Raw genomic sequence first — 26,527 nt, 5'->3', positions numbered from 1 at the left:
CGTCCCGACCCGGATGAACTTCAGCGCAGGTGGGGCATGCGGCAGGATGCCTTGTCATGAGCACCCAGTCGACACCCGGCCACGGCGATGCCGGCAGCAGCGACCACCCGTCCCGCTCCGACGGGTTCGTCCGTGGGGTCTCCGGGCTCATCGGCGGCCCGCTGGGCGATCACGCCGTGACCCTCGACCGCCCCGCCGGCCGGGAACGGCGCTTCTGGACGGCGGCCCGGATCGTGCTGGCCCTCGCCTGCCTCGCCCTGGCGCTGCACTGGGTGCAGAAGTCCCCGTGCCAGGACGGCGCCTGGCAGAACAACGTGCAGTACACCCGGTTCTGCTACACCGACGTGCTCGCCCTCTACTACGCCGAGGGGCTGAACGAGGGCAAGGTGCCCTACCGGGACCACCCCGTCGAGTACCCGGTGCTGACCGGGTATTTCATGGGCGCGCTCGGCCTGCCGGTGCACGCCCTCGGTCAGGACGACCCCGGCATCAACCAGGGCCAGTGGTTCTACAACCTCAACGCGCTCGTGCTCGGCGCGCTCGCCGTCGCCACGGTTGCGGTGATCCTGGCCCTGCGCCGCCGACGACCCTGGGACGCCGCGCTCTTCGCGCTGGCGCCGGCGCTGGTGCTCACCGCCACCGTCAACTGGGACCTGCTCGCCATCGGTATCGCCGCGTTCGGTCTGCTCGCCTGGGCGAGACGAAGGCCGGTGCTGGCCGGCGCGCTGCTCGGGCTGGCCGGCGCCGCCAAGCTCTGGCCGCTCTTCCTGCTCGGCCCGATCCTGGTGCTCGCCGCCCGCGCCAACCGGCTCCGTGCCGCGCTCAGCGCCGTCGGCGCCGCCGTCGTGGCGGCGATCGTGGTGAACCTGCCGGCCGCCGTGCCGTACTGGGAGAACTGGGACCGCTTCTTCGAGCTGAACAGCACGCGCGCCATCGACTGGGGGACGCTCTGGTACATCGGCCGCTACCTCGACGGCAAGGTCGGTGGTGAGGGCCCGTTCGACTGGTTGAACGGCAACATCCCCACGCTCAACCTGCTCTCGTACGCCCTCTTCGGGCTTGCCTGCCTCGGGGTGGCCGCGTTGGCCCTGCTGGCGCCCCGCCGCCCGCGGCTGGCTGCGCTCGCGTTCCTGGTGGTCGCCGCCTTCCTGATCTTCAGCAAGGTGTGGTCTCAGCAGTTCGTGCTCTGGCTGCTGCCGCTCGCCGTGCTCGCCCGGCCGCGCTGGGGGGCGTTCCTCGCCTGGCAGTTCGCCGAGGTCTGCTACTTCGCGGCGTTCTACGGCGAACTGCTCGGCGCCTCGACGGGCCGGGCCGTCTTCCCGGAGGGCGTCTTCGTCTTCGCCGCCACGCTGCGGCTGGTCACCGTCGTGGTGCTCTGCGGGCTCATCGTGCGCGACATCCTGCGCCCCGAGCGCGACGCGGTCCGGGCCACCTACGCCGACGACCCGGACGGCGGGGTGCTCGACGGCGCCCCCGACGCCCCATGGCTGGACCGGTGGCGGCGGCGCGACCAGCTGCCGGCCGAACCGTTGCCGGTGGCCGGCTGACCTGCGCCGGAACGCCGCCGGGGGTACGCGGCTCGCATACCCCCGGCGGGTCGTCCGGTCAGATGCCGCCCGGCACGAACGCCACGGCGTCCATGCTGATCGTCTTCTCCGACGCCGCCGAGCGGCTGGTGTCCAGCCGGACGTAGGCGCCGGAGCGGAGCTGGTAGTTGCCCAGGAACGCCCACCTGCCGTGGTACGCCTCCTGGTCCACCTTCAGCATCCGGATCCGGCCGTCACCGGTGTTGACCTCGTAGTACGCGTCGTTGACCCGACCGCCGGTCGGCGGGACGTAGACGAAGACGCCGCTGCGGCCGGTATGGCTGGACGGTGGCGCCCAGGTGGCCACCACCCGGAACTTGGCCGACCCGCGAGCCCGGGTGAACCAGTGGTGGCCGCCGAATCCGTTGTCCAGCTGATGCGTGTCGATCTTCGACGTGTACTCGCCGGGCCAGCCCTCCGCGAATTCCATGACGAAGGTTCCGTCGTTGCGGGGCGCGTTGCCGCAGCGCGGCATGGAGGTGCCGGAGGAGATGCTGTCGACGATGAGGGCGTTCGCCGGCAGCGTCGCCGCGGTGCACTGCGGCGGGTTGTGCGTGCCGTCGACGGGCTCGGCGTAGTTGTCGGGCACGTCGTACCGGATTCCCTCGAAGCCGCAGCTCTCCTCGCAGTCGCCCTTCCAGGTGACCGGCGCGTGATACCAGCACTTCAGGTCGTACTGACCCGAGCCGTTCTTGTGGAGGCACGGACCCGGCGGCTCCTGCTCGAGACCGGGCTCGTTCGGCTGCACCCGGGCCAGCGGGTCGCAGTTGTTCGAGCTGTCACAGAAGAGCCGCATGTCCGGCTTCTGCTGGGTCCGTCGGATCCGTGCGTCCAGCGGCTCCCCGATCCAGAACGCGGTGCGGAAGCCGACCCCGTCGTCGCCCGTGTCGATCGACTGGGCCGCCCAGCCGATGACCTTCTCCTGGTACGGCCAGTCCTGCGGGTGCGCCGCGTCGCTGAAGACGGGGACGTTGTCATCGAGGTCGAACGGGTTCCGCACGTCCAGGAACGGGTGCCGCGCCGGGTCGTACCGGGGGTTGATCGGGTTGTTGCTCCAACCCACCCCCCACGGCCCGCCGTCTCCCTTGGACGGGTAGAAGCCGCTGTTGTAGGCCCACGCCGCGAAGTACCAGTTCTCGACCATGGTCGGGTCGCCGTTGTTGATGACGAGACCGTTGGAGTAGGTCTGGTTCCACTTGTCCTGCAGGATCTGGAGCGAGGCGGCGATGTTGGCCGCGTAGTCCAGGGCTATGGCCCGCTGCTGGACGGCCGGCCGGGCCACCTCGCCCGGCTTCTCCTTGCCGGCCTTGCGCATTCCGTCGGTCACCTGACCGACGCCGTAGCCGCAGTCGGCCTCGTCCCAGTGGATCCGCCAGTCGTCGCTGGTGTCCTCGTCGTAGTAGTTACGCCCGTAGTAGTTGCCGATCAACGGGTTGCCGTACTCGCCGGACTCGGTCTGCGAGGCCTGCCACAGGTTGGACTCCTGCGCCAGGATGCCGAGCATGATCTGCGCCGAGACGTGGCCGCCGCCGGCCAGCGTGCGCGGCGGGAACATCCCCTGCGGGGAGTACGCCGGCAACCCGAAGTTCTTGAAGTTCGCCGGTCGGGACTGGGTGAGCGCCCCGAAGATCGCGTAGTCGACAGCCCACTCGATCTGCCGGGGGCGCGGGTGGTACGCCAGCGTCTTCATGTCGTTGCGCGGCACCGCGCACCACGGATCCGGGTCCTCCGGGTCGAAGCGCGTCATCAGGTCGTCGTCCGCGGCGGCCGGGGCGACCTTCGCCCGGCTGGTCGTACCCGCCGCGGTCGCGCCCGGACGGCCCAACGCGGGGCTGACCTCTGCCGCCCCCGCCGTGGCGGTGTGCGTCGGCGCCACCTGGAAGGAGACCGCCTTACGGGTCTGCGGCACCACCGCCGTCAACCGGACCGGGGCCGCGGCTGCCGAAGCGGTGCCGCCCGGAAGCGTCTCCTCGGCGGTCATCGTCCGTTCGAAGGCGAGCCGGCCGGTCGTGGAGACCTCCGCCGTGGCCGGCACGTCGAGCCGCTGCACGGTCGCCGGCAGCGCCGCGACGGTGGACGGTTTACCGGTCAGGAAGACGCGCCCGCCGGCACCGCGTTCCAGCCCGAAGGCACCGACCCCGCCCTCGGCCAACGTGACCTGCCGGTCACCGGTCAGCCGGCGTGCCCGCATCGAGGTGCCGTCGAGTTCGAGGTAGTTGACCCCACCCGAACCGTCCGGCCGGATCGCGAACGGCACGTTGCTCGCCTCGGCGAGGTCCGTCGTACCGCCCTTGCCGTCGACCTTCGTGAGATAGGCCCCGCGCGCGCCGACGAAACCGTTCCCGACCGGAACGGTCGACGTGAGCTGGCCCTTCACCGTGATCTTCGGCCCCAGCTTCGCCCGCTCGGCGTCCAGCCGCAGCAGCCGCGTGCCGGGCCGCTGCTCGTCGCCCTCCTGCGTCAGCGCCACCGCCTCTCCGGTGCCGCAGCCGGGATTGAAGTAGGCGAGGCTGGTCGTCGCCGGCAGCTTCGTCACCCCGCCGGTCTCCAGATCGACGACGGCGGTGAAACCGCCCCGCGCACTGAGCTCGGCCTTGTTGGTGAAGGTCCGCGGCGCGTACACGACCACGGCCCGCCGCCCCGAGCCGGTGACGCACGCGTTGCCGATCCAGCGGTCGGTGTCGAACCCGCTCTCGCTGAGGGTGGCGACGGTGCGCCAGGCGTAGCCCTCGGCCGCGTCGGCGACCAGGACGTGGAAACCCTCCGCGTCCCCGGCCGTGGTCCAGGCCCGGTCCGGCGACGACTGCCACCCGGTACCCATCACCCGGTCCCGCTCCGCCTCCGCGACCGCCGCGACGCCGGCCGGCTCACGGGTCGGCTGTGGCTTCGCCTGCGCCGGTGGGACCCACAACAGCGCGAGGCCGACCGCGCCGGCCGCGGCCAACGCCACCGGTCTGCCGGTGCGGGCCCCGCTCCTGCCGATCAAACTCATCGTTCCCCCGTTCTTCACGGCCGGTCGTTCCTTGAGGTCAGCAAAGTGATGTCCGGGTACGCGGCGAAGATCTGGTCGGCCCCGATGATGTGGAAGTTGGTCGGGTTCTGCAGGTAGCCGTCGTGCTGGTGGACGAGGAGGCCCCTGATGGTCACGCCGGTGTCGTCACCGTCGGCCGGCACTGTGTAGACGGCGGCGCCCATGTCTCCCGGTGCGAACGCGAACTGTGAGCAGTCCGTGTTGTCCATGAAGTCGAACGTGTTGCAGACGCTGCCGTCCGCCAGCACGTAGGGCCGGCGGGCGGGGTGCACCGGCCCGTCCTCGTAGTGGGTGCCGAGGTTGGTCATGTTCTGCGTCAGGTTGGAGTCACCCTGCGAGGTCTGGATGAGCGCGCTCTCCGTGCCGACCTCGTCGCCGATCGTGGCGTCGCAGAAGGATCCCAACTCGGCCGCGGAGACGCATACGCTCTGCCCCGCCACCGGCTCCGCCCAGTCGCTGATCTGCCAGCCGACCTGCGTCCAGGGATCCCCGTCGTAGAGGAACGGCTCGGCGCCGCCGACCGGAACGGTCAGCGAGACGCCGGACGACGCCACCACCCCGATGCTGGTGCTCTTCACGTTGACCGGGTCGCCGCTCGCGTCGACGAACTGCCGCTGCGGCCCACCGCAGCTCAGCGGCTGAACCATGAGTTCCTGGCCGGTGCCCTTGAAGATCGCCGGGAAGCCGGAGGTGCAGTGCCACTTGTCGTCGGCTCTCACCACCTTGCCGGTCTCGTCGTCGCGGACCTGCCAGCCCTCGTTGCCCCCGGTCGCCTCGGAGTTGATGAGGTGCGCCCCGCCCCACGCCGGGACGGCGTCGTCCTGCCGGCTCGGGTTCGGCCAGTCACCGAAGGCCAGCGCACCCATCGAGCCGCCGGTGCCGCTCGTGCGGGCGGTACCCGGAGCGGCCGGTGCGTCCGTCCGGCCCGACCCGGAGGCCGACGTGGCGGGCTTGGTGGCCTTCGGCGTGGTCCGGGCCAGTGTCACGGGCACCGGGGTATTCGCGAGGGCGGCCGGTGTCTTCGCGCCGGTCACCGTGGCGGTGATGCCGCTGCCGGTCACCGGGTAGCCGATCGAGACGACCGAGCGGTCGCCGGAGGCGGCGAGCTTCCGGCGGATCTCGTCGGCGGCCCGGCCCAGCTCCTCGGCGGAGTGCGCGGCGGGGCGTACCACGACCGGCACCTTGGCCGACTCCTGGTCGATCGTCTTGCGGCTGGACGGCGGCACCGGACCCTTCCAGTAGACGGTCACCGTGCCGTCGCGCAACGCCACCCCGGCGAAGCCGGGCGCCTTGGCGGCCTTGGCCGCCGTACGAATCCGTAGCGCCGCCTTCACCAGCGGCTCCTCGCTGGCCATCCGCGCCCGTTGGGCGGGCGTGACGGAGTGCTCGCCGGAGCCCGACGCGGCCGTGGTCGTCGGCGCGGACGGTGGCGGGGCGGCCGCGTGCCGCTGCTCGGCGTGTACCGACGCCGGCTGGACGGCGAGGATGGTGGCGGCGAGGCACGCCGCCGTCAACCATCGTCTTGTTCCTATCCGCTGCTTCAACTGATCCCCTCTGGTCGAGATCGGTCGCGCCGCGACGGGAGGTGCCGACGGCGCTACCAGTGAGGGGCAGCATCACCGGGGCGCTCACCGCGGAATCACGGTCGGCACATCGCCGGACCACTGTCGCGCAGCCGATCGCCCGGGGGGTACGACGACGGACCGGGCGGCGCAGAGTCGCGCCGCCCGGTCCCGTGTTCCGGCTACCGGCTCAGTACCGGCCGGTCGTCCAGACCGTGGGGCCGGCCGAGGCCCGCGCCTCGGCGAGCAGGTTCGCGTCGTTGACCATCTGCGAGTAGTAGGCGCCCTTGAAGCCGTTGTACTCGACGCGGAGCCGGCCGTCGGGGTAGTAGCTCCGGATGTACGGGTAGTAGTAGTCGCTGGGGACCCGCGTCCAGGCCGTACGGCAGATCGGGCTGTAGCGCAGCTCCAACGTGATGCCGGCGCTGGTGTTGACCCGCGCGGTGATCGCGTCCGCCGAGCAGGTGGTGATCCGGCCCGAGTAGTAGATCGCGTAGACGGAGGGGTCCTTGCCGTCGCAGCTCGAGCCGCAGCCCGAGTTGGCCGCGATGGTGAAGGGGTTCGCGGCGGTGCCGAGGGCAGCGGCGGTCGCCGCCTGTGCCGGGGTGGCGACCGCCAGGGCGGCCAGCGTGGCCAGCCCGGCGACGATGGTTCGGATACGTGCTCTCATTGCGTGGTTCCTCCTGCTCCGCGGGCCCGTCCTGCTGCCGGCCCGTTCGTCGCGTGAAGCCTCACACCACCCGGCACCGTGTCACCACGGCCGGATCACCGCACCGTCACCGCGTGGGCAGCCCGGTCGGCAGGCTCGTCGGCAGCCCGCTGGGCAGGTTCGTGGGTAGCCCGGTGGGCAGGTTGGTGGGTAGCCCGCTGGGCAGGTTCGTCGGTAGCCCGGTGGGCAGGCTCGTGGGCAGCCCCGGCTCGTCCGACTGCGTCGGCTGCGGCTGGGATGCGGACCCCGGCTCCCCCGGTGAGAGCCGGTAGACCACCGCGTCGCCCATCTCCTCCCGGGTGATGCCGAGGGAGTCCACGGGCAGGTCGACGGAGATCTCCCACGGGGTGCCGGCGAGCTGGTCGCGCAGCAGCACCACGTTGCGTACGCCCAGCGTGCGCAGGTAGTCGATGCTGGTCTGGTCGGGGAACGACTGGGTCACCCGCCGGACGTCGTCCAGCTGGCGGGGAGTGAAGCCGCTGCCGCCGTTCACGACGTCCTGGAAGTGTGAGGTGGACCAGAGCATCACGTGCTGGTCGAGGCTCTGGTTGCTCGGCAGGACCAGCATCGGACCGTCGACCAGGCGCAGGGCGGTCGGCTGGGCCGGGGCCACCGGATGCGGCGTGGTGTTCAGCCCCTCGACCGCCACCAGCAGCAGCGGCAGCACGGCGGCCAGCCGCAGCCACGGGCCCGGCCAGGAGGGGATCCGCTGCCGGGCCAGCTCGTACACCCGGTCGGTGAAGGCCGTGACCGCGCCCGCCGCCAGCAGGCAGAGCAGCAGCGTGACCCAGAGCATCAGCCGACCCGGCGTACGCAGGCCGTTCCAGCCGGGCAGGTGCTCGAAGAGCGGCACGTACGTCCAGGTGCCGCCGAAGAAGCGGGTGCCCATGGCGAGCACCATCGTGCCCACCACCCCGGCGAGCAGCAGCAGGCGCTGCCGCAGCTTCCAGACCGAGAAGAGGAGGCCACCGGCGGCCAGGGCGTAGAGCACGAACCCGGGCAGCAGCGTCATCTCCGGATGCCAGGGCAGCGCCGCCCGCGCGCCCTCGTGCAACCCACCCCAGATCCGAGACTCCGCCGGTGCGGTGACGAACCCGGAGGCGGGCGGGGAGAAGAGGCCGATGTCGCCGACCGAACGCTCGGCGTTCGGGTGCAGCTCGGTCACCTTGAAGTACGGGATTGCCATCAGCAGGCCGACACCGGCGAAGAGCGCCCCGCCGACCAGGTTGGCCACGAGCAGCCGGATCCCGAACGGCCGCCGTACCGCCCAGAACCAGGTCCGCCGGACGTACCAGGTGACGACCGCGACGAGCACCGCACCGCCGAGGAAGTACGCGAACGGCAGGCCGATGCCGAAGCCGAGGCTCAGTTGCCAGGCGGCCACCAGCCAGCCGGCGTAGACCCAGCCGTCGTGCCGTAGCTCGGGCCGGTAGCCGTGCCGCAGCGACCAGCCGTGGCCCCGGGCCAGCATGGCGAGCGCCAGCGGGATACCTCCGTTGGAGAGCACGTGCAGGTGCCCGGCCTGGGAGAGCAGCCACGGGGCGTACGCGAAGGCCACACCGGCCACCGCCGCGCCCATGCGCCCCGAGCCGAGCTGCCGCGCCAGCGCGTACGCCCCGAACGTGGCGAGCGCGTGCGCCAGCACGAACATGATGTTGTAGCGGAGGACGGCGGCCTCGGGGCCCGTACCGATCATGCCCGCCGGGGCGTAGCCGAGCAGGGTGTCGGAGAACGCGAAGCTCCACAGCTCCGGGAAGAAGCTGTTCGACTGCCACAGCTGGGCCGGGTTGGCCAGCAGGATGTGCCCGGACCAGGCCATCTGCCAGGCCTGCAGGCTCGGATCCCAGGTGTCCTGCGGCATCGTGTAGAGCGGATAGCGCAGCGTCGGCCAGGTCATCAGCACCGCGAGGGCGAGCGACCCGAGCGCCGCCAGGGTCCACTCGTGAATCAGGAACCGACCGACCGCGCGGGCCATCCGGCGGGGACGACCGGGGGTCGCCTCGGGAGCCGGGCCGAAGGCGGTCCACGGGTCCTTGGCCTCCACGGCCGTGTCGCCCGTCTTCTTCTCGCCCGCCTTCTGCTCCGCGTCCGCGGCGGCGTCCTTTCCGGACGGCCGGTCGCCCGAGCTGCCCCCGGCACCGGGGTCGAGCTCCGTTTTCGTCTGCTCACCGTCGCCGGCCCCGCCGGAGCTGCCGCTCTTCCCGTTGCCGGCCGTACCGTTCGCGCCGGTTTTGGCGTCGGCCGCCGTGCCGCTCGCGCTGCTCTTGGCGTCGGCTGCGGTGCCGTTCGCGCCGCTCTTCTTCTCGGCCGCGGTGCCGCTCGCGCTGCTCTTGGCGTCGGCCGCCGTGCTGGCTCCGCCGGTTCCGCGCTCCGCGCCGTTGCCGTCGGCGGCGGGCTCCGGGTGAGCGGTGGTCGTCGGGTGGGTCCGGCCGGCGCCGTCGGCGATCCGGTCATCGCTACCGGATGTGCCCGCGCGGCCCTTGCTCCCCCCGTCCTCGACCGTCGGGTGCGGTGCCGGTCCGCTGGTGGGTCGCTGGCTGTCGCCGGCCGGCGCGGGGGCGCCACCGGTCTCCGACTGTCCGGTCGTCATGCCGCAGGGCGCTCCGTCCCGAGCTGCTCACGAAGGAAGGCGATGTCGTCGGCCTGGCCGTCGACGCCGCCGGGGGTCTCGACGACCACCGGCGCCCCGGCCGCCCGGATCACCGCCACCACGAGGTCGGGGTCGATGGTGCCGCCCCCGAGGTTGTCGTGCCGGTCCTGCCCGGAGCCGAAGCCCCCCTTGGAGTTGTTGGCGTGCACCAGGTCGATCCGCCCGGTGATCGCCTTGACCCGGTCGACCAGGCCCAGCAGCTCCTCGCCGCCGGCGTGGGCGTGGCAGGTGTCCAGGCAGAAGCCCACTTCGTACTCACCGACGGCGTCCCAGAGCCGGGCGAGCGCGTCGAGCCGCCGCGCGCAGGCGTTCTCACCGCCGGCCGTGTTCTCGATCAGCACCGGCACCTCGAATCCGCCCGAGTCCGCGGCGTACGCGAAGGTCTTGCGCCAGTTGTCGAAGCCGACCGCCAGGTCGTCGCCGGCGTTGACGTGCCCGCCGTGCACGACGAGCCCCTTCGCGCCGACCGTGGCGGCGGCGCCGGCGTGGGCGAGCAGCAGCTTGCGGCTGGGGATCCGGATCCGGTTGTTGAGGGTCGCGACGTTGATGACGTACGGCGCGTGCACGTAGACGTCGACCTCGGCGTCGCGTAGCTGTGCGGCGTCCTCTCGGGGCATGGGGGCCTTCCATCCCTGGGGGTCCGAGAGGAAGAACTGCACGGCGTCGGCTTCTCGGGCGGACGCCTCCGCGAGCGGGTCTGTCGAATCGACGTGGGCTCCGATACGCATGAAGGCGAGCCTACGTCGAGGCTCCGACGCGGGGAATCACGGCGGGACCGAGTCGCTGCCGGACGTCGTCACCCGCGGACCCGGCGGTCGTTGATGAGGTGGGAGGGAAGTTCGTGATCCGCTGCCCTGACTCGTCGGCGTCGCCGCTGTCGTAGATCGGGACCACGGCCGTCCGCCTTCCCTGATGCGGGGCTCCCTCGCCGCGCGGCCCGGCGTGGCGAGGGTCTGCCCGGCCAGGCCGGGAAGCACCGGAATTTTCGCGAGAAATTACGCCAATCCCCCAACAAGTGACGAGAGCCGTTGTATCGTCAGGTAACAACACGATAAAGCTCCGCGGGGCGTCTCCGGTCCAACCTCATCGGTGTGGTCGTTCCTCCCCAGGTCCCACCCAAGGAATGCGGACGGGACGCCCCGCGGCCTCTTCGACGGGGGTCCGCTGCCAGCCTGGTGCTCGGCGCGGGCCCCCGTCGCCGTCTGCCCGTCGGCGTCTGCCCCGCCGCCGTCTGCCCCGACCGGCGCGCTCCGTCGTCGAGCCGGGGCTGTGGGCCGGCGGCGACTCGCGCCCAGCCCAGCGGACGGCCGCCCGGGCATGATCGTCCAGACCGGGTATCCTGGTCCGGTTGTCCGCGTCCGGGCGGGTTCCCCCGACTCCGGCGCGGTCCACGACGCACGACCTCCTGCCACGGAAGGACCGTGGCCGCTTAGCCCACAGGAGGTGAGCACGTCTTGCGTCATTACGAGATCATGGTGATCCTCGACTCCAGCCTCGAGGAGCGCACCGTCGCCCCGTCGCTCGACACGTACCTGAACGTGATCCGGACCGCGGGTGGCTCGGTGGAGAAGACCGACGTGTGGGGCCGCCGGCGCCTCGCGTACGAGATCAACAAGAAGGCCGAGGGCATCTACGCCGTCATCGACCTGCAGGCGACGCCTGCGGCGGTGGCTGAGCTGGACCGTCAGCTGCGACTCAACGAGTCCGTGCTGCGTACCAAGGTCATTCGGCCGGAAATGCGCTGAGCGTATCCAACCCGGTTCGCCCGGATCAGCCTCATCCACGCTGTCGTACGGCTCTGGGAGCCTGTACGGCGAGACGATGAGTGCGCGAGGAGATGGTCATGGCAGGAGACACCACCATCACGGTCATCGGCAATCTGACCGATGACCCCGAGTTGCGGTTCACCCCCTCCGGGGCTGCGGTCGCCAAGTTCCGCGTCGCCTCGACGCCCCGGTTCATGGATCGGGCGTCCGGCGAGTGGAAGGACGGCGAGCCGCTGTTCCTCGCATGCACCGTCTGGCGCCAGGCCGCCGAGCACGTCGCCGAGTCGCTCCAGCGGGGCGCCCGGGTGATCGTGTCGGGCCGGTTGCGGCAGCGGTCCTACGAGACCCGCGAGGGCGAGAAGCGCACCGTCATCGAGCTCGAGGTCGACGAGATCGGCCCGTCGCTGCGCTACGCCACGGCGAAGGTGCAGAAGATGGCCCGCTCCGGCGGCAGCGGCGGCGGCTTCGGTGGTGGCGGTGGTGGCGGCCAGGGTGGCGGCGGAGGCAACTTCGACGACCCCTGGGCTTCGGCCGCGCCCGCCCCCTCGCGTTCCGGTTCGGGCGGCGGATCTTTTGACGAGGAGCCCCCGTTCTAATGGCGCCGAGCGCCCGTGATCGCAAACCAGGAGCAAGAGCAATGGCCAAGGCTGCGGCACTTCGCAAGCCGAAGAAGAAGGTGAACCCGCTCGACAAGGACGGGATCACCTACATCGACTACAAGGACACCGCGCTGCTGCGGAAGTTCATCTCCGACCGCGGCAAGATCCGCGCTCGGCGGGTGACCGGCGTGACCTCGCAGCAGCAGCGGCAGATCGCCCGTGCGGTCAAGAACGCCCGTGAGATGGCGCTCCTGCCGTACACGGCCACCACCCGCTGAGAGGAGGCGCCGAAATGAAGATCATCCTTACCCAGGAGGTTTCCGGCCTCGGTGCCCCTGGCGACATCGTCGAGGTGAAGAACGGCTTCGGCCGTAACTACCTGCTGCCGCAGGGCTTCGCGATCGCCTGGACCAAGGGCGCGGAGAAGCAGGTCAGCCTGATCAAGCGGGCCCGTTCGGCCCGCGAGATCCGCGACCTCGGCCACGCCAACGAGGTCAAGGGCCAGCTCGAAGGCCTGAAGGTGAGCCTCAAGGCCCGTGCCGGCGACGGCGGACGGCTCTTCGGCTCGGTCACCCCGGCCGAGATCGTCGATGCGGTCAAGGCCGCCGGCGGCCCGGCTCTCGACCGGCGTCGCCTGGAGGTGCCCGGTCACATCAAGTCGACCGGCGCCTACCCGGTGCGGATCAAGCTGCACCCGGAGGTCACGGCCTCGTTCAACCTGAACGTCGTCGCGTCCTGAAGCATCACGCACCACCCGGAGCCCGCACCGATCGCTCGGTGCGGGCTCCGGCCTTTTCCGAGCAGATCGCAGCGCGACTCCGGTAGGGCGCGCGGCGGCGGGTCCAGCCCGGCCGGTCAGCCGATCGGCTGACCCGTCACGACGCTGATCAACACCGTCGACAGGCCGCCGCCGACCACCGCCGAGGCGAGCGCGATCGTCGTGGAGCGCCACGTCGTTCCGACCTTGCGCAGCAGGGCCGCGACCACGAGGCTGCTGGCCAGCGCCACCCCGAAGCGGGGCGCGCCGGCGAGTAGCGAGCCGAGCGCGTGAGCCCGGTCCGAATCGCAGCCTCCACCGGTGATGTCGGTGACGCAGCCCGCCGGTGGCCGCGCGTCGAGGGTCAGCAACCACGCGAGGACCAGAACGGCCGGAATCAGGTAACACGCCGCGGTGTAGAGCAGCGAGCGGAGCGTTCCACCCGGATCCGGGTCGAGCAGATCGTCCTCGAGACGCCGCGTCCAGGTGCGCGACGACCCGACCGGGTCGACTTGCCGGCGCGGCGGCGTGCGGCCCGTGCCCCGGGGCGCGCCGATGGGGTCGGTGCGCCGCCGACTCGGCCCGTACGCACCCGGCGCGCTTCGCGGCCGCGGCGTCGAATACGCCACCACGGGTGAGCGCGGCGCGGACGCCGCCGGATCCGTCCAGCGCGGGTCGTCACCCGCCAGTCGGGTACCCGCCCAGAAACCCTCGTCCTCGCCGGACCCGCCCGGACCCTCCTCGGCGGCGACCCGTCGGGAGCGCGGCGGCTCCGTGCGGTCCCACCCGCCCGCCTCCCGGTCCCACCCGGCCCCGTGCCGGTCCCACTCGCCGGTGTGGTCCGGCTCCGCCCAGCGGCCGGTGAGCTCCGACCGCTCCCACTGGCCGGTGTCGTCCCACCGGTCGACGCCGCCCACCGTCGGCCAGACGTGCACCCCCGAGGCGTCCCACGGCTCCGTCTCGACCGCCTTCGGCGTCGGCTGCGGCCCGGACGCGTCCCACGTATCCACCGCCGGTGGATACGTCGGTTCGGTCTGGTCGGCCCGCCGCGCCGTCGTCGGCTCCCACGGGTCGACGGCGGGCCGAGGCTCCTCCTCCGCCGCCCGCCTGGCCCGCCGGGTGGGCCGCGCCCGCTCCGCGGGAGCGGCCGGCTCCTCCGACTCCCCGCCTCCCGACCAGATCACCTGAGGCCGCCCGGCGGACGACCGTCGAGGTCGGCGCGACGCGATCGGGCCGGAGGTCGGCCCGTCCTGCGCCGGGTCGGCTCGCCGGCTACCCACATACCCCTGGTCCTGGGGGCGGTCGAGCGTCCACTCCGCGGTGTGGTCGGAGACCGAGCCGGTGGGGGTCGATGACCTCTCCCGCCGGCTGCCGGTGCTGTCGACGGCGCGCCGACCCCCGCCGGAGTTCGGCCGAACGGCCTCGTCATCGTCGTCGGGCGCGGCGTGCCGTCCACCGCCGTCGGCCCGGCGAATCCCGGAATCGACAGCCCAGCCCGGCAGGTAGGCGTCGACGGGCTCGTCCTGCCCCCGGTCGCGTGGCCGACGACGACTCGGCGTCTGCCCGCGCGCGTCGGAGCGGTAGGGGGCGACCGGGTCGGGCGCCACGCTCTCGTCCCATGAGGCGATCGGTTCACGCGCGCGCGGGCGGCTCTCCCCGCGTCCCCAGTCCCGGTAACTCACGGCCGGAGCGTGACCCTTCTCAACCGTTGGCGCAATGCGCTGCGCAGGTGTAGCCATCCGGTGGAGATAGTACGGGACGGAGGACGGCCCGATCTGACCGAAAACTTGTCATCCACAGGCTGGGGATCGCGTAATCCCAGCTCAACGCGGGTGTCATGGCGAATTCCCCAACGGTTGTCCACAGCCTGTGCACACCCTGCGCACATGTCCGCCCACCGGCGTCCACAGGTTGTCCCGAGGCTCGTCCACCGCCGGTGTTGAGTCGCTGACCTCGGGTTCCGTATGGTTGGCCCCCGACCGTCCGCGCGATGACCCCCGATCGCGCCGGGTCCGGTCGACAGGAGTGTCGCACCCGGAGGGAAAAGCCGGGGCGAGGATCCGACGCAGCGGAGGGGGGACCGTGTCGGTCACCGACGACATGCGGGCGGAGTCGCGCGCCGGAGGGCAACCTCAGGTGCCTGCCCAGCAGAGCGGTCAGTTCGAACGCACCCCGCCCCAGGACATAGCGGCCGAGCAGTGCGTCATCGGCGGCATGCTGCTCTCCAAGGACGCCATCGCCGACGTCGTCGAGATCCTCAAGACCAACGACTTCTACCGGCCGGTGCACGCCACCATCTTCGACGCCATCCTCGACATCTACGGCCGGGGCGAGCCGGCCGACGGGATCACCGTGGCCGCCGCGCTGGCCGACTCGGGTGATCTCGCCCGTATCGGCGGTGCCCCGTACCTGCACACCTGCATGGCGGCCGTCCCGACCGCGGCGAACGCCGCCTACTACGCCCGCATCGTGAGCGAGCGGGCGGTGCTGCGCCGGCTGGTCGAGGCCGGCACCAAGATCGTGCAGCTCGGCTACGGCACCGCCCAGGGCGGGAGCCGCGAGGTCGACGACATCGTCGACCTCGCCCAGCAGGCGGTCTACGACGTCACCGAGCGCCGGGTCACCGAGGACTTCGCCGTCCTGGCCGACATGCTCCAGCCGACCCTGGACGAGATCGAGGCGGTCGGCGCGCAGGGCGGCGTGATGACCGGCGTGCCGACCGGCTTCACCGATCTGGACCGACTGCTCAACGGCCTGCACGGCGGGCAATTGATCATCGTGGCCGGGCGACCTGGTCTGGGGAAGGCCCTCGCACTCGACACCCCGCTTCCAACCCCCGAGGGCTGGACCACCATGGGCGAGGTGGAGGCAGGCGACGAACTACTGGCGGCGGACGGCAGCCCTACCACGGTCACACACGCCTTCGACGTCATGTACGACCGCCCCTGCTACGAGGTCGAGTTCAGCGACGGCACGGTGATCGTGGCGGACGCGGAACACCTGTGGAAGACCACGACCCGGGCGAGCCGCCGGCAGGGCCCGGAGCATCCGAGCCGGCACTGGGCCGAGTCCTCGTTGACCAAGGTACGGACGGCGCACGCCACACTCGTCGGCGACGGGAACGAGCCGATCACCCTGGCCCGGGTGCTTGAGCACGTCGGTCCGGAGTTTCGGCACACCCTGCACACCGTCGCCCGCGAGGTCGGCTCGACGGCACGGATCAGCCGTCCCGTTGTCAGGGCGGGCCAGCAGCGCAACTGGACAGCGCCGGGATACCCGGCCCGGCCGCTGCTGACCGCGCTGCTGGAACGCGTCCAGCGCCCGGTCAACGCGGGCAACCGAGCCCGCCACGAGAGCGTGGTCACCACCGCTGAGATCGCTGCGACGCTGCGTACCGCTACCGCAGACCGACGGCTCAATCACGCCGTGAGCAACTGCGGGCCGCTACGCCTGCCGGAGCGCGACCTGCCGATATCGCCGTACACGCTGGGGGTCTGGCTCGGCGACGGACACGCCGACGCGAGCCGTTTCACTACCGCCGATGCCGAGATGCTCGCGCACGTGGAGGCGGACGGGTATGTCATCCGCCCCAGTGGCCCGATGGTCTACACCATCCTGCTGCCCGACCCGCCCACCTCGCTGAGGGCCGGAAGCTGCGTTGACTGCGGCCAGTCCACCCGAGCTTTGCGTGAGAACGCGACGACGCGGCGGTGCGCCGGCTGTCACAAGCGGAACGGATCGTTCCTCGGCCTGCTTCGACAGGCCGGTGTCACGGATGACAAGCACATTCCCAGTACGTACCTGCGCGCCTCGGAGGCACAACGACGAGCGCTGCTCGCCGGGCTGATGGACACCGACGGAACGGTCGCTCCTGCCGGGAACCTTCAGTACACCTCCACCTCGAAGCGGCTTGCCGAGGACGTACGCGAACTGGTGGTCGGTCTCGGTTACCGCTGCACGGTCAACACGAAGTCCGTGCGTGGACGCACTGAGGCCTCCTCCACGGCATACACCCTGAACTTCTCCACCCCGGATCCGATCTTCCGTTTGGCGCGGAAGCGGGCGGCACACGAAGCGCGCCGGCGAACGGTCTCCGACGTCCGCACGACATCGCGGTTCATCGTCGACGTCAGGCCGGTTCCGAGCGTGCCGGTCCGGTGCGTCACCGTTGACAATCCCGAGCATCTCTACCTCGCCAGCAGAGCAATGATTCCCACCCACAACAGCACGGCCAGCATGGATTTTGCCCGGAATGCGGCGATCCGCGCCAACCAGGCGTCCGCCATCTTCTCGCTGGAGATGAGCAAGGTCGAGATCGTCATGCGGCTGCTCTCGGCCGAGGCGCGCGTCCCGCTGCACGTACTGCGCAGTGGCCAGCTCTCCGACGACGACTGGACCAAGCTGGCCCGCTGCATGGGTGAGATCAGCGAGGCCCCGCTCTTCGTCGACGACACGCCGAGCATGAACCTCATGGAGATCCGAGCCAAGGCGCGCCGGCTCAAGCAGCGGCACGACCTCAAGCTGATCGTCGTCGACTATCTCCAGCTGATGACCTCACCGAAGCGCACCGAGAGCCGCCAGCAGGAGGTCGCGGACCTCTCCCGTGGCCTGAAGCTGCTGGCCAAGGAGGTCGAGTGCCCGGTGATCGCGGTCAGCCAGCTGAACCGTGGCCCGGAGCAGCGTACGGACAAGCGGCCCCAGCTGTCCGATCTTCGTGAATCGGGCTCGATCGAGCAGGATGCTGACGTCGTCATCCTGCTGCACCGCGACGACTACTACGACAAGGAGTCGCCTCGGGCCGGTGAGGCGGACTTCATCGTCGCCAAGCATCGAAACGGGCCGACTGACACGGTGACCGTCGCGGCCCAGCTGCACCTGTCCCGCTTCGTCGACATGGCGATCGTCTGAGAGCCGGCTCCGTCGACCTCAGCCGAGCAGCGGAGAGCACCGCGGCGCAACACGAGGCGTTGGCGGAGGCGTACCAGGGCACCACTGCTCATCGGGTCGGCCTCGCACGGAGGCCGCTAATCCGCTGGTCACGACCGGACGGCCGGCCCTCGGCACTCGCCGGGCCGGCCGTCCGCTCGTGTGGCGACCTCAGCCGAAGAAGTCGTCGAGGAAGCTCTTGTGCTTCTTCTTCCGGTAGTGGCCGTGGTAGCCGTGGTGCTGCTGCCCGTGGCCGTACGCCGGGGCCGGCGGGTAGCCGTGCGCCGGCGGTGGCGGCGGCACTGCGCCGTAGCCGGGCTGGTGCGGGGCGGGGGCCGGGGGCGGCGGGTAACCGGCCGGCTGGTGGGCCGGTTGATGGGCCGGCTGGCCGTGGGCAGCCGAGCCGGCCTGCTGGTTGCTCCAGTTCGCCTCCGCCGCGAACAGGTTTTCCAGCTCGCCCCGGTCGAGGAAGATTCCCCGACACTCGCCGCACTGGTCGATGACGACGCCGCTGCGTTCGTACTGGCGCATTTCTCCGTGGCACTTGGGACAGGTGAGACTCATCACCCGAAGGTACCCGGTCGGGTCACGCAGTTGCCGTCAACGCCTGCACGACTTCTTCGTCGTCCACCTCGTGGAAGTCCTCGTAGTAGGCGCTGACCGCGATGAACTCCGGCGGGCACTGTACGCAGACGACCTGGTCCGCCTCGGCCGAGAGCGTCTCCTTCGCCTCCCGTGAGCCGACGGGTATCGCGACCACCACCCGCCGGGCACCGAGCCGGCGGGCCACCTCGACGGCCGCGCGGGCCGTGGCGCCGGTGGCCAGGCCGTCGTCGACGATCACGGCCGTGCGGCCGGTGAGGTCCAACGGTGACCGCCCGGCGCGGTAGAGCTCGTCGCGGCGCTCCAGCTCGGCCTGTTCGCGACGGTTGGTGTCGGCGATGTCGTCTTCGCTGAGCTGGTTGGCCACATGCTCGTTGAGCACCTGCACGCCGCCCGGACCGAGCGCTCCGAATGCGACCTCGCGGGCCCAGGGCATGCCGAGTTTCCGGATGACCAGCACGTCCAGGGGCGCGCCGATCCGCTCGGCGACCACCTGCGCCACCGGCACTCCGCCGCGTACGAGGCCGAGGACGATGACGCCCGATTCGCCGGCCAGCCCGGTGAGTTCGTCGGCGAGCGTCCGACCCGCCTCGGCGCGGTCGCGGTAGGTCGTCATGACTCAGGTCTACGCCCTGCCGCGCTCCATCGCCTGCCAGTTGACGGAAAGAGCCGGGTTCGCGTCCGCGCGGTCCGGGTCCCGCACGGCGGCCGCCCAGGCGAGCAGTGCGATCGGGTAGAGCAGGTACCCGAACCGGGTCGACGGCATGAGCGCGATCGCGGCGAGCAGCCCGTACCCGCAGACGAGCGCGGCGGCGAAGGCGGTGCGCGGCGGCCGGCGGAAGAGCCACCCGGCGATCGCCGCCCCGGCGGCGACGAGCAGGCCGGCGGCGATCAGCCGGCCGCCGGGCAGCCCGCTCGCGATCAGGTGACCGGGGAAGGGCGACTGTGCGGGGCTGGTGACCAGGCCGTGCCCGAGGGGGAAGCGGAGCACGTTCTCGACGAGGGCGTCCCGGTCGACCAGCAGGGCGGGCAGCAGGGCCGCGACGGGCAGCCCGATCGCCCCGGCGGCCACCCGGAGGCCGGCCCGGCGGGTCGCGCCCCAGATGATGAGGACGAGGGCGACCGGCCAGGCGAAGAGCTTGAGCGCACCGGCCAGGCCGACGGCGAGGCCGGACCATCCGGCCCGCCCGGTGGCGGCGAGCGAGAGGGCGAGCAGACAGAGGGCGAGGACGGGAAGGTCGTCGCCGCCGGTGGCCAGGGTCAGGGCGCAGATCGGCAGCACGGTGGCGGCCTGCACGCCGCGGAGCAGATCGGCGGCGTGACCGATGGCCGGGCGACCGGCGGGGCCGGTGCCGGCACGGCGCAGGACTGCGACGGCGAGGACGAGGGCGACCGCGGTGCCGACCGCGAACCAGACCCGGGCGTCGGTCCACCAGCCGGCGGCGGCCGCTCGGGGCAGTCCGAAGAGTGCCATGCCCGGTTGGTAGGGGGTGTAGCCGAGCAGTCGTTCGTCGGCGGGCAGGGCGGCTATGGCGTCGTGGCCGAGGTACGGGGTGCCGTGCTCGACGAGCCGGGCGCCGGCCTGCTCGACGACGAGGACCTCCTCCTGCGCCCGGTCGGTGCGTCCGGCGGCACGTTCGGCGCTCTGCCGGGCCAGCGGTAGCAGGGTGGTCGTCGCCCACGCGAAGGCGGTGATCGCCCAGCGGGCCGACAGGCCGGTCAGTGCGGAGTCGGGTCGGCGGTGCCGGAGCAGCAGCTGGACGGTGACGGCCAGCGCTGCGACGAGGTAGCCGACGGCCGCGGTGCCACCCCAGGCGCGGTGCGGCAGCAGCGTCGAGGTGACCGCGGTGATCGCGGCGAAGACGGCCGACACGGCGTAGAGCGCGAGGTCGAGCGGGAGCCCGCCTCCGGCGGAGCTGAGGGCGTGCCAGCCACGGGGGCGGGGAGTCGGGGCTGCGGCGGTCACGCGGGCAAGTGTGGCAGACGGTCGACGTACCGGCTCGGGTCGCGCGTCGAGGTGGCCGGGGGTTGGGCCACCGGTTGGTCAGGCGGGCTGGTGCGGGAGCCGGTCCCGGCCGCGTCCACCGGTGCGGCGGCTGAGGCGGATCACCGCGCCGGCGTCGTGCAGCGGCGGTGCCAGCAGGCCGGGGCCGCCGCCGGCGCCGCGCTGCAGCGCGGCCAGGAGCATGCCGGCGGGCATCGGCCGGGCGAAGAGGTGACCCTGGCCCGCAGCACAGCCGAGCTGCCAGAGGGCCCGGCGTTGCAGTTCGCTCTCCACTCCCTCGGCCACCACGGTCAGGTCGAGGCTGCGGCCGAGATCCAGGGTGGAGCGGATGACCGCGGCGGCCTCGGCCGAGTTCTCCATGGCGGTCACGAAGCTCTTGTCGATCTTCAGCTCATGCACGGGGATTCGGGAGAGCAGACTCAGCGAGGAGTAGCCGGTGCCGAAGTCGTCCAGAGCAAGTCGTACGCCCTCGTCGCGGAGCCGGCTGAGCACCCGGTCGACCACGTCGAGCTGGCTGAGGGTGAGGGTCTCGGTCAGCTCCAGCACCAGCTGGTCCGGGGGGAGGTCGTGGGCGCGCAGCCGGGCCAGCACCGAGCCGGGGAAACGCGCGTCGAGCAGGCTGCGGGGGGAGACGTTCACCGCGATCGGTACGTCGAAGCCGGCCTCCCGCCAGGTCTTCGCGGCGATGAGGGCCTGGTCGAGGATCGCCTCGGCGAAGGCCGGCAGCAGCCCGGAGCGCTCGACGGCCTCCAGGAAGCGCAGCGGGTCGATCAGCCCGTGCGTGGGGTGGTGCCAGCGGGCGAGCGCCTCGGCGCTGGTGATCTCGCCGGAGGCCAGGTCGACGATGGGCTGGAAGTTGACGGTGAACTCGTGGTCGGCGACCGCACGGGGCAACTCTCCGCCGAGGGTGAGCCGGTTGAGGTCGGCGGTGTCCCGGGTCGGCGCGTAGGTGGAGATCCGTTGGCCGGCCCGCTTGGCCTGGTACATGGCGACGTCGGCGCGGCGGAGCAGTTCGGGCATCCCACCGGCGGTCGGCGCGGCGGCGATGCCCCCGCTCGCCTCGACGCTGATCCGCATGCCGTCCAGGTCGATCGGTTCGTGCAGGGCGGCGAGCAGTGTCTCCGCCCGGTGCGCGGCGATCGCCGGCGCCGGCAGGCCGCGCAGCAGCACGGCGAACTCGTCGCCGCCGAGCCGCGCCACCAGCTCGTCGCCCTGGGCGGCGCCGCGCAGCCGCTCGGCCACCTGGACGAGCACCTGGTCGCCGGCGGCGTGCCCCAGGGTGTCGTTGATCTCCTTGAAGTGGTTGAGGTCGATCAGCATCAGGGCGGTCACGCCGTCGGCGTGCTTCGTGCTGAGCTGCTCGGTGCCCTGTTCGAGAAGCTGCCGCCGGTTGGCCAGCCCGGTCAGTGCGTCGTGGCTGGCGGCGTACGCGTGCTCGTCGGCGACGCGGGCGAGCTGCGCGTACGCCTGGGCGTTGCGTACGGCGGTGCAGAGCGCCGACGCGAAGGTGCGGAGGGTGTACTGCTCCCGTTCGGAGAGCTGCACCGGCCCGCGGAACCGCAGCCGGAGCACGCCGACGTCGGCGGTGCGATCGTGCCCCTCCAGCGCGGCCGGCACCACCGTCCCGTCGACCGGGGTGGGCTCGCCGGCCCGCCCGTCGTAGGCGATGACGCCGTCGGCGCCGCCGCGTACCGTCCGGTCACCCTCGCGCAGTTCGATCTCCACCTCGTCCGCGGAGAAGAGTTCGGCGGCCTGGGTGACCGCGGTGGTGAGGACGTTGTCGAGGTCGATCACGTTGAGGGCGTCGGTGGCCCGGGCGAGGCGTTGCCAGGCCTGCTGTTCGGTCCGGGCGCGGATCCGGGCGGAGTAGGTGAGGTGCAGGCTGAGCACCAACGGCGGCACGGCGAGCAGGAACCGGGGGGAGGCTTGCAGGATGAGCAGGGTGCAGACGGCGACCAGGAAGCGTACGGCGAAGCCGCCGAGCCGTAGGTCGAGGTTGCTGCGGAAGTTGCGGGCGATCTTCGTGCCCGAGGCGAGCGCGATGACGGGGATCGCCAGGAGGTCGTCCAGCAGCGCCGCGACCAGGTAGGCGCCGGCCAGCGGCAGCACCCACCGCCAGTCGCCGGACGGTGACGGCCAGCCCAGCGCCGTCAGGGTCGTGCCGGCGCCCCAGGCGACGATGACGTTCTTGCCGACGCCGAAGGCCACCTTGATCGGCGAGAGGCGCAGTGACGCCAGGGCGATGCCGACCACGGTGCAGAGCACCACCCACGGCAGCGGGGCGATGGCGACGCCGATGACGATCGCCGTCTCGTTCCAGCTGATCGAGTGCGTGGTCGACCTGATGCGTACCCGCGCCTTGACCAGGGTGCCGACGGCGATCATGAAGGCGAGCATCACGAGGGTGGCGGCGTCGTTCAGCGATCTCGGTGCGGCGCTCGTCAGGGCGGGCCGCAGTGTGGTGACGACGATGACGGATGCCAGAACGACGACGAGACCGACGAGCAGCATCAGCCGCCGATCGGTCTCATTCTCGCGTCGTGGGGGAAGCGTCATACCACTCCAGGTGACTGCCTCAGCCGTTCGCAGCCTACTCCCGGGGCGCCGGTAAGTCCCGTCCCAGCCTCAGTTCCAGTCGCTGCCGCGCATCGCGTTGCTCCTTTCGTACCGATGCCATTCCGGGACCTTTCCCGTGGAGGTCCTCGTCCCTCTGAAACGGCAGCTTAGGAGCAACTAGAGATGATTAGAAGAAATAAATGTCGGTATGCGCAACATTAGCCAAGAGGAAGAGGGTTTGTGACGGTCTGTCCATCGCGCCTGTGCGGAGCGCTGTCGACCCTTTTCGCTATGCGATTGCTTTGTCGCGCAACGCTGCCGGTGCTGGTCGGTGAGGTGCGGACGTCTTGTCCCAACTGTGGTGAGATGGGCTCGCCGAATCACCGCGAGTTCGGACATCCCGCACGCCCCCGCGGCTGACCTGCGCCGCAGTCGGCCTGAACCACATTTACGTCCTCTCCGCCCCGGCCGCAATCGTGACCCGGAAAGTATCCGGATTCGATGGGCGTTCAGATGAACGCCCATCGAATCCGGATTCCGCGACCGGCGGCACCCGCCACGCGCATGCGTCCGGTGGCGCAACTTTCGCGGCGCACGGTGCACCGGCGCGGCGGGCCTGAGCAGCGGGCCGGGCCCGTGCTGACCGGCAATTCGGTACGGGTCCTCGGTTACGGTCGAGAAACCGGCGGATGAACTGTCGCCCATCCGTTACCGTCGGCCACCTCCCGGCGTCGATCACTTGCTGTTTGCGGCCCGGCCCGAAGCGGGCAGCGCGATTCTCCAGCCGACAGGACGGCGACGCGCGCCCCGAGCGGTCGTACCCGGAAGATAGGCTCGCGGCCGTGACCGAATCCGCGCAGCTCACTCACGTCGACGCCGCCGGTGCGGCGCGCATGGTCGACGTCTCCGCCAAGGCGGTGACCGGGCGCTCGGCGGTCGCCGCCGGCCGGTTGCGGACGACGCCCGAGGTGATCGACCTGCTGCGGCGCGACGGCCTGCCGAAGGGCGACGCGCTGGCCGTGGGGCGCCTCGCCGGCATCATGGGCGCCAAGCGCACCCCCGACCTGATCCCGCTCTGCCATCCGATCGCGCTGCACGCCGTGACCGTCGAGCTGGAGCCCACCACCGACACCGTCGAGATCACCGCCACCGCGCGCACCGCCGACCGGACGGGCGTCGAGATGGAGGCGTTGACCGCGGTGACCGTCGCCGGCCTCGCCCTCATCGACATGGTCAAGGCGGTGGACCCGGCGGCGTCCGTCGAGAGTGTCCGCGTCCTGCGCAAGGAGGGTGGCAAGACCGGCGAGTGGGTCCGCCCCGAGGAGCGGCCGTGATCCGGGGCCGGGTGATCGTGGCCTCGAACCGGGCCGCCGCCGGCGTCTACGCCGACACCAGCGGTCCACTGCTCGTCGCCGGCCTGCGCGAACTGGGCTGCGAGGTCGACGATCCCGTGGTGGTGCCCGACGGCGGGCCGGTCGGCGAGGCGCTGCGCGCCGCGCTCGCCGACGACATCGACGTGGTGCTGACCAGCGGCGGCACCGGCATCACGCCCTCCGACCGGACCCCCGACGTGACCCGCGCGCTGCTCGACTACGAGATTCCCGGAATCGCCGAGGCGATCCGCGCCCACAGCCGGGACCGGGTCCCTACCTCGGCGCTCTCCCGGGGGCTGGCCGGGGTGGCCGGCCGCATGCTGGTGGTCAACCTGCCCGGTTCGACCGGCGGCGCCCGCGACGGCCTGGCCGTGCTCGGCCCGATCCTCGCCCACGCCGTCGACCAGCTGCGCGGCGGCGACCACTGAGCGCACGCCGTGGATCGGCCGCGGCCTCCGACCACACGCCGTCGGCCGGCTGCCCGCGGCGACCAGTGAGCGCGTGCCGCGGCCGGCTGCGTGGCGGCGAAGGGTCGAGCGCGCGCCGTCGACAAGCCGCGCGGTGGCGGCCACCGAGCGGCCCGGCGCGTCGACTGCCCCGGCGCAGCGGCCCCCACCCGGATAGGCTCGGCCGGTGAGCACGGAAACCGCAGCGACGGCGGAGCACGCCGTCGCCTCGCCGCCGGCCGAGTGGGCACAGGCGCGTACCCGGGTGCACGCGGTCGGGCTCGCCGCCGCGCTTCCCGTCGTCGCCCGGCCGCTCGCCGAGACCGACGGACTGACCCTCGCCGAGCCGTTGACCGCGCGTACCGACCTTCCGGCCTTCCCCACCGCCAGCGTGGACGGCTGGGCGGTACGGGGATCCGGGCCGTGGCGGGTCGTCGGTCGGGTGCTGGCCGGCAGCACTCCGCCGGCGCTGACCGAGGACGGCACCACCGTGGAGATCGCCACCGGCGCGATGGTGCCGGAGGGCACCACGGCGCTGCTGCGCATCGAGGAGTCCGAACGGACGTCGGACGCCCGCGTCGTCGGCACCCCCCGCGGCGCGCCGGAGTGGCGGCAGCCGGGTGAGGAGGCGTACGCCGGGGAAGAGCTCCTGCCCGCCGGCACGTCGGTGGACCCGGCGGTGATCGGCCTCGCCGCCTCCTGTGGATACGACACGCTGCCGGTGCGGCGCGCGCCACGCGCCGCGCTGTTGGTCTTCGGCGACGAGCTGTTGACCGCCGGCCCGCCCGCGGCCGGGCAGGTCCGCGACGCGCTGGGGCCGTCGCTGCCGGCCTGGCTGCGCCGGTACGGCTGCGAGATCCGCCCCGCCGACGTGATCGGCCCGGTCGAGGACACCCTCCCCGCGCACGTCGCGGCGCTGCGTGCGGCGCTCGCCGACGCCGACCTGGTCTGCACGACCGGCGGCACCATGCACGGCCCCGTCGACCACCTGCACCCGGCGCTCGAGGAGCTGGGCGCTGAGTACGTCGTCAACACCGTGGCCGTCCGGCCCGGGTTCCCGATGCTGCTGGCCCGGCTGACCGGGCCGGACGGGCGGGTCCGCTTCGTGGCCGGTCTGCCGGGCAACCCGCAGTCGGCGATCGTCGCGCTGGTCTCCCTGGTCGCCCCGCTGCTCGCCGGCCTCCAGGGCCGGCAGCTGCCGGAGCTGCCGCACGCCACGCTGGCCGAGCCGGTGCCCGGGCGGGGCGACTACACCCACCTCGCCCTGGTCCGCCTGGACCGGGTCGCCGGCACCGCCCATCCGGTTCGGCACGTCGGCTCGGCGATGCTGCGGGGGCTCGCCGGGGCCGACGGCTTCGCCGTGATCGGGCCGGGCGGCAGCGGCGAGGTGGGGAGTCGGGTCCCCGTGGTGCCGTTGCCGCTGCGCAGCGGGGAGCGTGCCGCATGACCGCGCCGACGCTCGCCCACGGCACGGTCACCGACCAGCCGCTCGACCTGGCCGCGCACGAGGCGGCGGTCGCCGATCCGCGCGCCGGCGCGGTGGTCTCCTTCCAGGGCGTGGTCCGCGACCACGACCACGGCCGGGCGGTGACCAGCCTGGAGTACGAGGGGCACCCGAGCGCCGAACGGATCCTGCGCGAGGTTGCCGCCGAGGTCGCTGCGGACCCCGAGGTGTACGCGGTGGCCGTCTCGCACCGCATCGGTGCCCTGGCCATCGGTGACGCGGCCCTGGTCGCGGCGGTCAGCACGGCGCACCGGGCCGCCGCCTTCGCCGCCTGCGCACGGCTGGTCGACGAGGTGAAGGCCCGCCTGCCGATCTGGAAGCACCAGGTCTTCGCCGACGGCAGCGAGGAGTGGGTGAACTGCCCCTGACGGGTCGCCACCGAGCCGCCCCGCGGTCTGTCGGCGGATCCGCCGGGCGGTACGCCGGCCACCGGCAGCGGCGCGGGTAGGTCGGT

Annotated in this window: 20 protein-coding genes; 10 read left to right on the top strand and 10 right to left on the bottom strand. The window is 72.1% G+C overall.

The window, feature by feature from the left end:
- Positions 1 to 56: 56 nt before the first annotated feature.
- The gene (locus D7147_RS28295; protein ID WP_120683055.1) at positions 57 to 1,547 is read left to right on the top strand and encodes a glycosyltransferase family 87 protein; all 1,491 of its coding nucleotides are present in this window, start codon (positions 57 to 59) and stop codon (positions 1,545 to 1,547) included.
- Between the two features lie 58 nt (positions 1,548 to 1,605).
- Here D7147_RS28295 and D7147_RS28290 read toward each other — a convergent pair whose 3' ends face one another.
- The 5 genes from D7147_RS28290 to D7147_RS28270 form a co-directional block, all read right to left on the bottom strand.
- Positions 1,606 to 4,578: a golvesin C-terminal-like domain-containing protein gene (locus tag D7147_RS28290; RefSeq protein WP_147437460.1), complete on the bottom strand. Its 2,973-nt coding sequence runs from the start codon at positions 4,576 to 4,578 to the stop codon at positions 1,606 to 1,608.
- Between the two features lie 14 nt (positions 4,579 to 4,592).
- Positions 4,593 to 6,131 carry a chymotrypsin family serine protease gene (locus D7147_RS28285; RefSeq protein ID WP_120683051.1) on the bottom strand — a complete coding sequence of 513 codons (1,539 nt, stop codon included), beginning with the start codon at positions 6,129 to 6,131 and terminating at the stop codon, positions 4,593 to 4,595.
- A gap of 238 nt (positions 6,132 to 6,369) precedes the next feature.
- Positions 6,370 to 6,849 (bottom strand): DUF2690 domain-containing protein, encoded by a 480-nt coding sequence (locus tag D7147_RS28280; RefSeq protein ID WP_120683049.1) that lies wholly within the window; start codon positions 6,847 to 6,849, stop codon positions 6,370 to 6,372.
- Between the two features lie 106 nt (positions 6,850 to 6,955).
- Positions 6,956 to 9,478: a hypothetical protein gene (locus D7147_RS28275; RefSeq protein WP_233563532.1), complete on the bottom strand. Its 2,523-nt coding sequence runs from the start codon at positions 9,476 to 9,478 to the stop codon at positions 6,956 to 6,958.
- Complete coding sequence (locus D7147_RS28270) at positions 9,475 to 10,266, bottom strand: deoxyribonuclease IV (RefSeq protein WP_120683047.1); 792 nt, start codon at positions 10,264 to 10,266, stop codon at positions 9,475 to 9,477. The genes D7147_RS28275 and D7147_RS28270 overlap by 4 nt, the downstream gene beginning before the upstream one ends.
- A gap of 726 nt (positions 10,267 to 10,992) precedes the next feature.
- On the opposite strand from D7147_RS28270, the gene rpsF reads away from it, so the two are divergent.
- The 4 genes from rpsF (at position 10,993) to rplI (ending at position 12,642) form a co-directional block, all read left to right on the top strand.
- The gene (gene rpsF, locus D7147_RS28265) at positions 10,993 to 11,283 is read left to right on the top strand and encodes a 30S ribosomal protein S6 (protein ID WP_120683045.1); all 291 of its coding nucleotides are present in this window, start codon (positions 10,993 to 10,995) and stop codon (positions 11,281 to 11,283) included.
- Positions 11,284 to 11,363: 80 nt separating this feature from the next.
- The gene (locus tag D7147_RS28260; protein ID WP_187398745.1) at positions 11,364 to 11,900 is read left to right on the top strand and encodes a single-stranded DNA-binding protein; all 537 of its coding nucleotides are present in this window, start codon (positions 11,364 to 11,366) and stop codon (positions 11,898 to 11,900) included.
- Between the two features lie 41 nt (positions 11,901 to 11,941).
- Positions 11,942 to 12,181 carry a 30S ribosomal protein S18 gene (gene rpsR, locus D7147_RS28255; protein WP_013289355.1) on the top strand — a complete coding sequence of 80 codons (240 nt, stop codon included), beginning with the start codon at positions 11,942 to 11,944 and terminating at the stop codon, positions 12,179 to 12,181.
- Positions 12,182 to 12,195: 14 nt separating this feature from the next.
- Positions 12,196 to 12,642, top strand: coding sequence for a 50S ribosomal protein L9 (gene rplI, locus D7147_RS28250; protein ID WP_120683043.1), 447 nt, complete (start codon positions 12,196 to 12,198; stop codon positions 12,640 to 12,642).
- Positions 12,643 to 12,758: 116 nt separating this feature from the next.
- On the opposite strand, the gene D7147_RS28245 is transcribed toward rplI, so the two are convergent.
- Positions 12,759 to 14,342: a hypothetical protein gene (locus D7147_RS28245; RefSeq protein ID WP_120683041.1), complete on the bottom strand. Its 1,584-nt coding sequence runs from the start codon at positions 14,340 to 14,342 to the stop codon at positions 12,759 to 12,761.
- 400 nt (positions 14,343 to 14,742) lie between these two features.
- Here D7147_RS28245 and dnaB point away from each other — a divergent pair, with 400 nt between their 5' ends.
- Positions 14,743 to 17,568 carry a replicative DNA helicase gene (dnaB, locus tag D7147_RS28240; protein WP_120683040.1) on the top strand — a complete coding sequence of 942 codons (2,826 nt, stop codon included), beginning with the start codon at positions 14,743 to 14,745 and terminating at the stop codon, positions 17,566 to 17,568.
- A 189-nt stretch (positions 17,569 to 17,757) separates the two neighbouring features.
- Here the strand turns inward: dnaB and D7147_RS28235 are convergent, their stop codons facing one another.
- The 4 genes from D7147_RS28235 to D7147_RS28220 all read right to left on the bottom strand — a co-directional run bounded on the left by D7147_RS28235 (position 17,758) and on the right by D7147_RS28220 (position 22,750).
- The gene (locus D7147_RS28235) at positions 17,758 to 18,153 is read right to left on the bottom strand and encodes a TFIIB-type zinc ribbon-containing protein (RefSeq protein WP_120683038.1); all 396 of its coding nucleotides are present in this window, start codon (positions 18,151 to 18,153) and stop codon (positions 17,758 to 17,760) included.
- Between the two features lie 19 nt (positions 18,154 to 18,172).
- Positions 18,173 to 18,805, bottom strand: coding sequence for a phosphoribosyltransferase (locus D7147_RS28230; RefSeq protein WP_120683036.1), 633 nt, complete (start codon positions 18,803 to 18,805; stop codon positions 18,173 to 18,175).
- Positions 18,806 to 18,814: 9 nt separating this feature from the next.
- Entirely contained in the window at positions 18,815 to 20,155 is a 1,341-nt protein-coding gene (locus D7147_RS28225; protein ID WP_120683034.1) for a glycosyltransferase 87 family protein, read from the bottom strand.
- Positions 20,156 to 20,233: 78 nt separating this feature from the next.
- Positions 20,234 to 22,750: a putative bifunctional diguanylate cyclase/phosphodiesterase gene (locus D7147_RS28220; RefSeq protein ID WP_120683032.1), complete on the bottom strand. Its 2,517-nt coding sequence runs from the start codon at positions 22,748 to 22,750 to the stop codon at positions 20,234 to 20,236.
- An 842-nt stretch (positions 22,751 to 23,592) separates the two neighbouring features.
- Between D7147_RS28220 and moaC the strand changes: the two genes are divergently transcribed.
- From moaC to D7147_RS28200, 4 genes are all read left to right on the top strand, one after another.
- Entirely contained in the window at positions 23,593 to 24,084 is a 492-nt protein-coding gene (gene moaC, locus D7147_RS28215; RefSeq protein ID WP_120683030.1) for a cyclic pyranopterin monophosphate synthase MoaC, read from the top strand.
- Positions 24,081 to 24,551 carry a MogA/MoaB family molybdenum cofactor biosynthesis protein gene (locus D7147_RS28210; protein ID WP_120683028.1) on the top strand — a complete coding sequence of 157 codons (471 nt, stop codon included), beginning with the start codon at positions 24,081 to 24,083 and terminating at the stop codon, positions 24,549 to 24,551. The genes moaC and D7147_RS28210 overlap by 4 nt, the downstream gene beginning before the upstream one ends.
- Positions 24,552 to 24,756: 205 nt before the next feature.
- Entirely contained in the window at positions 24,757 to 26,016 is a 1,260-nt protein-coding gene (locus tag D7147_RS28205; RefSeq protein WP_120683026.1) for a molybdopterin molybdotransferase MoeA, read from the top strand.
- Positions 26,013 to 26,441: a molybdenum cofactor biosynthesis protein MoaE gene (locus D7147_RS28200; RefSeq protein WP_120683024.1), complete on the top strand. Its 429-nt coding sequence runs from the start codon at positions 26,013 to 26,015 to the stop codon at positions 26,439 to 26,441. Before D7147_RS28205 ends, D7147_RS28200 begins: the two co-directional genes overlap by 4 nt.
- The last annotated feature ends 86 nt before the right edge of the window (positions 26,442 to 26,527 follow it).

Source organism: Micromonospora musae (assembly GCF_003626545.1).
In the GTDB taxonomy this organism is placed as follows: domain Bacteria; phylum Actinomycetota; class Actinomycetes; order Mycobacteriales; family Micromonosporaceae; genus Micromonospora; species Micromonospora musae.
The sequence above is the reverse complement of the archived record's forward strand: the minus strand, read 5'-3'. Positions and strand labels throughout refer to the sequence as shown.